Genomic DNA, 388 nt, shown 5'->3' on the forward strand with positions numbered 1-388 from the left:
CTGGTGGCGATGTCTCCCAAGGATCCGTTCCCTTGGACTTCAAAGTGAGCAATGGCAGCAAGTTTGAAAAGCTGGCCCAAGGTCACGTTCAGACCGTAGTATTGACAAAGAGCTTTGACGGTTGCAACGGTGACTGCCGCAGATGATCCGAGGCCGTATTTTTTGCCGCTCGGGCTGTCAAGTTCGCTGTCGATCTTCAGATCGTAGCAGCGCATTTTTTTGCCGAGTTCCTGGGCATACTGTTCAGTGATTCTGATGCCTGACAGGATATATTCAAAAGGATTATCGCGATTGTCGATCATCATGTGCTCGCCGCGTCTTTTCCAAACAACGGTCGAATTTTCGTATTGTTTTGAAATGATCGTGCCAAAATCCTTGCTGTCTTCGA

The 388-nt window shown here is 48.5% G+C and carries 1 protein-coding gene; it reads right to left on the reverse strand.

Features of this window, described 5'->3' with window-relative positions; genetic code table 11:
• Positions 1-388 (reverse strand): mevalonate kinase family protein (locus KJQ99_RS10095; RefSeq protein ID WP_214150769.1); only part of this gene is annotated, 388 nt, incomplete at both ends.

It is taken from the genome of Campylobacter sp. 2018MI13, assembly GCF_018501135.1.
Lineage (GTDB): Bacteria > Campylobacterota > Campylobacteria > Campylobacterales > Campylobacteraceae > Campylobacter_E.